Source organism: Marinobacter sp. (assembly GCF_052094685.1).
Lineage (GTDB): Bacteria > Pseudomonadota > Gammaproteobacteria > Pseudomonadales > Oleiphilaceae > Marinobacter.
Window position 1 is genome coordinate 1 of sequence record NZ_JBQDKB010000148.1, and the last position, 5,620, is coordinate 5,620.

Below are 5,620 nucleotides of genomic sequence, written 5' to 3' on the forward strand. Positions count from 1 at the left end.
CGTGATATCGCCGCCATTTACCGCAAAGAGAAATGCGATTCTATTATTGCGGTAGGCGGTGGTTCAGCCATCGACACGGGTAAAGCGGTGAACATTCTGGTTTCCGAAGGCGGCGATGACATCGCCAAGTACACGGGTGCAGGCGTGCTCAAACGCCCACTCAAGCCATTTTTTGTAGTGCCCACAACGGCGGGAACCGGTTCAGAAGTCACTTCCGTTGCCGTCATCACCGACGAGGCCAAAGGCGTAAAGCTGCCTTTCACTTCCTCATTCCTGTTACCGAACGCGGCTATTATCGACCCGCGCATGACCCTCACGCTGCCTTCTCACATTACGGCAGCAACGGCTATGGATGCGATGACCCATGCCATCGAATCGTTCACGTGCATGGCCAAAAATCCGCTGAGCGATGCCTACGCCACTGCGGCCATTAAGAAGGTAAGCCAATCGTTACTGCAGGTAATGGACAACCCGAAAGACAGTACCGGTCGGCTGGAATTGGCACAGGCTTCTACCATGGCTGGCATTGCGTTTTCCAACTCTATGGTTGGGCTGGTGCATTCTCTTGGCCACGCCACCGGCGCTATCTGCCACCTGCCCCACGGTTTGTGCATGAGCCTGTATCTACCCTATGTTCTTGAGTTCAATTTAGAAACTATTCGCGAGCCGTTGGGTGAACTGTTGCTGTACTTGGATGGGCCAGAGGTATATGCGGCCACACCCGCCAGCCGCCGTGCTGAGGCCAGTATTTCAGCCCTTCGTACACTCAGAGATGCACTGTACAAACGCTGCCAGCTGCCACGAACGCTGAAAGAAGCAGGTAAAGTAACTGAAAACCAGTTGGATCAAATTGCAGAGATGGCGCTGAATGACGGCTCCATCATGTTCAACCCCAAAGAGGTATCTCTAAAAGACGCCCGAGCTGTTCTTCAGCGCGCCTGGGCCTGATTCACCCGAATGTTAGATCCAGTGTTTAGCACTGCGCCCTGGATCTAACAAACAAAACATTACGTTTAGAGATTGAAGTACAGGGACAAAAAAGTGACAATCACACTTTTTCTGGCAGGGATATAGCCAGGTCAGTTCGTTTATGGACAGCATTGGCCGCTAAGAGTCCCTCTTGATGACATATCGAAAACACCGCTGGCTTATAGCTTCCGCACAACGTTTTGCTTACCTGCTTTTTTTGTTTGCCTTTGCATTTAGTACAAATGCCTCTCTCGCAAGTGACCCAAAAGTATTCCGCTTCAACATTTCGCCCAATGGCTATCCGCCCTACATAATTGTGGATCAGGATGCGCCCTCTGGCATTATGTGGGACGTGGTTTCGTTGATTTCAGAGCGCTTGGGGTACCAGATTGTTGCTAAGAAAATCCCACGTAAACGCGTTGATCAGATGTTGCTTGACGGCTACATAGATGGTACCTCCCGAGCGAAGGAATGGACTCACAAGCCAGAAAACTTTCTATTTACAGACCCCATCGTCGAAGTTCAGGAAGTACTCTTTACACCCAAAAAAGCCGGCATGACACACCAAACACCCGAAGACCTTTTCTCCAAAACAGTCGTGACACATTTGGGTTATCTGTACCCAGCGCTACAACCACACTTTGATTCCGGCGCTATAACGCGCTTTGATGTTTCCCAAGATAGGGACATGTTCAATTTTTTACTTCACGGCGACCGCTTCGACGCCGCCGTAGTCGATTTGCTGGTGGGTAAGTGGATATTGAAAAACGAGGGTCTGCAGGGTCAGTTCACGGTATCCGCCGGAGAAATGACTTCCTTCGGCTTCCGAGTGATGCTCAGCAAGGAATGCCAGGCTTTTGCAAATGAATTCAACACCGAGCTTGCGCGTATTCGCGAGAATGGTGAACTAGACGCCATTCTCGCGAACTACCGGTAAGCAGCGAAAGCTGCCTACCCAGAACTCTGCGTTACTCGAGCCGCCGTAACAACAGCATTGGCGACACACTCAGTACCGGCCTAAGCTGCCAGCGCCCAAACAACGCCAGTACCAGCGCGCTAATTACCGGTATGGGCAACACTACCTGCCAGTGCCAGCTGAACGCCCCCTCAAACATCCGGAACTGCAAAGCCCAGACAGCCGCCTCGGCTGCTGCAACCCCCAGAACCCCGGCAAAACCACCAAGCAGAGCAAACTCCAGCATGGTACTTCGCACCAGCAAGCTCTGGCGACCGCCAAGCGTGCGCAACAGCGCCCCCTCCCTCTGGCGATCCTGAAGCGTGGCGCTAACAACTGCGGCCATCACCACAAGCGCTGCCGCCAAGATGAGCACAAGAATGGCTTCTATAGCCTGAGTCACCTGCCGAACAATCTCTTGTATGCGCTCGATAATGTTATCAATTTCCAACAACGAGACGGTCGGAAAACGTCGGGAGAACTCATTTAGCGCGCTTTTCCGATCTCTCGGCAGGTAAAAACTGGTTATCCAGGTAGCCGGCATCTCGGTAAGGCCACCACCGGGCGGGAAGGCCATGTAGAAGTTGGGTTTCATGCTGTCCCATTGAACCGTGCGAATGCTGGTAACGGTTTCAGTAACCTCTTCGGAACCGATGGTAAACGTCAACTCATCTCCCAGCGCCAGGCCAAGCTTGCCCGCTAGCTCGGATTCCACAGATACGCCGTCCTTATCGCCATCCTCAAACCAGCTGCCCTCAACAATATTGTTGTCTTTGGGAAGTGAAGCCATCCAGGTGAGATTCAATTCCCGGTTTAGAGCGCCCACTCGCTGATCTTTGCTCACCACCTCCTTTACTGGCTGGCCGTTCAGTTCAGTCAGCCGGCCACGCACCATGGGATAAAGCTGGTTCAGCGGCTGACCACGCTCTTCCCAGAAGCTTGCAACCTCATCCACTGCATCCGGGGCAATGTTAATCAGGAAGTGATTGGGTGCGTCATCAGGAAGCTGAGCTTGCCAGTCATCCAATAGGGATGTGCGCACCAGAATTAACGTAGTTGCCAACATCAGTGTCATAGCAAAAACGGCAATCTGCGACAGGCTGGAGCGGCGGTGGCGATAAAGCCCTACCAAGGCCAAGCGCCAGGAGTGTCCTCCACCTCGTACCTTTCTAAGTGCAGACACCAGAAGCCAACCCAGCAGGCCCAAAGCACCGAGCAAAAGCACCAGGCCTCCTAGTAGAGAAACCACTAATGACAGTTCGCCCGCATACAGCCATACCAACCCAAACACCGCCACAATGGCGATCAACATATCGGGTAAGGCTTCACGGCCTGTTTCACCTGGCTGGCTGCGTAACACGCGCATTGCAGGTACGTGTCTTAAGCGGCGAATGGGCGGGTAGGCGAAAGCAAACAGTGACACCAGCGCCGTAAGCAGTGCCGGCGTGAGCGCTGATGAATCCAGCTGAAACTCGACCGGCCGATCCAGCGCTTCACTTAATAGCTGAGTGAGCAACCAGAATAGAGGAACAGCCACCAAAAGGCCGCCGACCATACCGGTTACACCCCACAACGCAAGCCGCTTCAAATAGAGCATGCCTATCCCTGAGCTGCCAAGCCCCAGGGTCTTTAGTAGTGCAACGGTATCGCGCTGAGATAATGCGTACTGCCTGCTGGCGACCGCCACGGCCACTGCAGCCAGCAATACCGCCAGACTGCCGCCGAGCAAGAGGAAGCTTTCCGCTCGCTCTAGAGACCGCGAAAAGGTTTCGCCATCGCGAACGCCTTCCCATTCATGGCTGGGCCCGAGCTGCGGCTGCAACCATTGGTAATAACCCTCAAGCGCCGCTTCGGTGCCGGCGAACAGGTAAACGTACTCTACGCGGCTGCCCTCTTGAATAACGCCGGTGGAGTCTACGTCGTCCACATGCATCATCACCCGAGGTGCGAGCGCGGACAGGCTGAACCCGCCATCTGGCTCACGGAGCAGTAAGCCGGATACGGTTAAATTACGACTCCCTACTTCCAGCGTGTCGCCGGTGCGCATATCCAACAGCCGCAACAACCTGGGGTTAATCCAGACTTCACCTGGCGCTGGCCCATGTTGTACCTGTTCCCGGGAGCCTTCGGAATCTCCCTGGATTTCGAGTTCCCCGCGCAGGGGGTATTCGTTACTCACGGCTTTTACAGAAACAAGTTGGAAGGCATCACTGCCAAACACCATGGTGGAGAACTCAACCATGCGGCCGGTTTCCAGCCCGCGCTCCCTCGCCTCGGTGATCCATTCCTCAGGCACAGGCCTGCCATTTTCTGACTCTAGTTGCCGGTCTGCCGCTAGGAACGAACTGGCAGAAGTCACTAGTGTGTGTTGCAACTGGCTGGCGAACAGGGCAATGGTGGCGACCGTAGCAACGGCAATAATCAGTGCCGAAAGCACTACTCGCACATCGCGCTCACGCCAATCCCGGCGCACAGACATCAGTTTTTTTGCGGCAGCCATCAGTCAGCGTGCTCCGTTTGGGTAACCGGTTCTGTCAACTCGCCAGCTTCAATATGGAACTGTCGGGCACAGCGTGCCGCTAGCTGTTCATCGTGGGTAACCATCACAAGCGTGGTGCCCTGCTCTTGGTTTAACGCCATCAGCAAATCTGAGATTTCTTGGCCGGTGCGGTTATCCAGGTTTCCGGTGGGCTCATCAGCAAACAGGATGGCCGGATCGGAAGCAAATGCTCGGGCAATGGCAACCCGCTGCTGTTCGCCGCCAGACAATTGCCGTGGCGTGTGAGTAAGCCGCTCACCCAACCCTACCCGCTCAAGAAGTTCCCGGGCACGTTTTTCGGGCGCATCCATACCAGCAAGCTCCAAAGGCAGCATCACGTTTTCCAGAGCGGTCAGTGCCGGCAACAATTGGAATGACTGGAACACAAAGCCCACACGATGAGCCCGCAATTTGGCCCGTTCATCTTCGCTTAGCCGGCTGATGATCGAGCCATCGAGCTCAACGGTGCCCTCGGTGGGAGTATCGAGACCTGCAAGCAATCCCAGCAAGGTGGTTTTCCCGGAACCGGAGCGACCAACAATGGCTACGGATTCTCCCCGATTGATTTCAAGGCTGACCCCCTTCAAGATCGTTAGCGTATTGGTTTCCAAGCTTACGCGGTGGGTCAGGTTTTCAACGCGCAGCATTGGGCGCTGGCTATCTTGGTTTTTAGTCTGCATGTTGCTTACGGAACTCCCGGGAAAAGCACGTTCATTTATCAAGGGTTACAGGCTGTTTATGCATACGGTGTTGCTGTACGTCAGATCAATTATATTCCTTTTGGTGGCATTGTTTGCCATGCCGGTGATGGCAGGCCAACAAACACTCCTGGTTGTGGGCGACAGCCTCAGCGCTGCCTACGGTGTGCCATCGGAAACAGCTTGGGTACAGCTTCTGCGTGAACGTTTGCAAAGCAACGGCCTGAGCAACTGGAGCGTGGTGAATGCCAGCATAAGCGGCGAAACCACAGACGGTGGCGTTCGCCGGTTGCCCGAGCTGCTTGAGAAGAATAATCCCTCCGTGGTTATTATCGAGCTGGGTGGCAACGACGGCCTTCGCGGCTTTCCCCCCGGCGTGATCAAATCCAACCTTGCATCGATGGTTGAAAACGTTCAGAACTCTGGCGCCCGCGCCATTCTGGTTGGGATGCAGATACC

5 protein-coding genes are annotated in these 5,620 nt (G+C 54.5%); 3 read left to right on the forward strand and 2 right to left on the reverse strand.

All coding sequences use genetic code 11. From position 1 onward, the window contains the following. Both ACTH3S_RS17610 and ACTH3S_RS17615 read left to right on the forward strand, forming a co-directional pair. The coding region (locus tag ACTH3S_RS17610; RefSeq protein ID WP_441810315.1) for an iron-containing alcohol dehydrogenase at positions 1 to 948 on the forward strand (948 nt) is incomplete at its 5' end. A 175-nt stretch (positions 949 to 1,123) separates the two neighbouring features. After that, positions 1,124 to 1,906, forward strand: coding sequence for a substrate-binding periplasmic protein (locus ACTH3S_RS17615; protein WP_441810316.1), 783 nt, complete (start codon positions 1,124 to 1,126; stop codon positions 1,904 to 1,906). Between the two features lie 31 nt (positions 1,907 to 1,937). Here ACTH3S_RS17615 and ACTH3S_RS17620 read toward each other — a convergent pair whose 3' ends face one another. Further along, a complete protein-coding gene (locus tag ACTH3S_RS17620; RefSeq protein ID WP_441810317.1) occupies positions 1,938 to 4,424 on the reverse strand; it encodes an ABC transporter permease in 2,487 nt (828 codons plus the stop codon). After that, positions 4,424 to 5,143: an ABC transporter ATP-binding protein gene (locus tag ACTH3S_RS17625; RefSeq protein ID WP_441810318.1), complete on the reverse strand. Its 720-nt coding sequence runs from the start codon at positions 5,141 to 5,143 to the stop codon at positions 4,424 to 4,426. Before ACTH3S_RS17625 ends, ACTH3S_RS17620 begins: the two co-directional genes overlap by 1 nt. Before the next feature lie 58 nt (positions 5,144 to 5,201). Between ACTH3S_RS17625 and ACTH3S_RS17630 the strand changes: the two genes are divergently transcribed. Then, positions 5,202 to 5,620, forward strand: a 419-nt coding sequence (locus tag ACTH3S_RS17630; protein WP_441810319.1) for a GDSL-type esterase/lipase family protein, incomplete at its 3' end; no start/stop codon positions are given.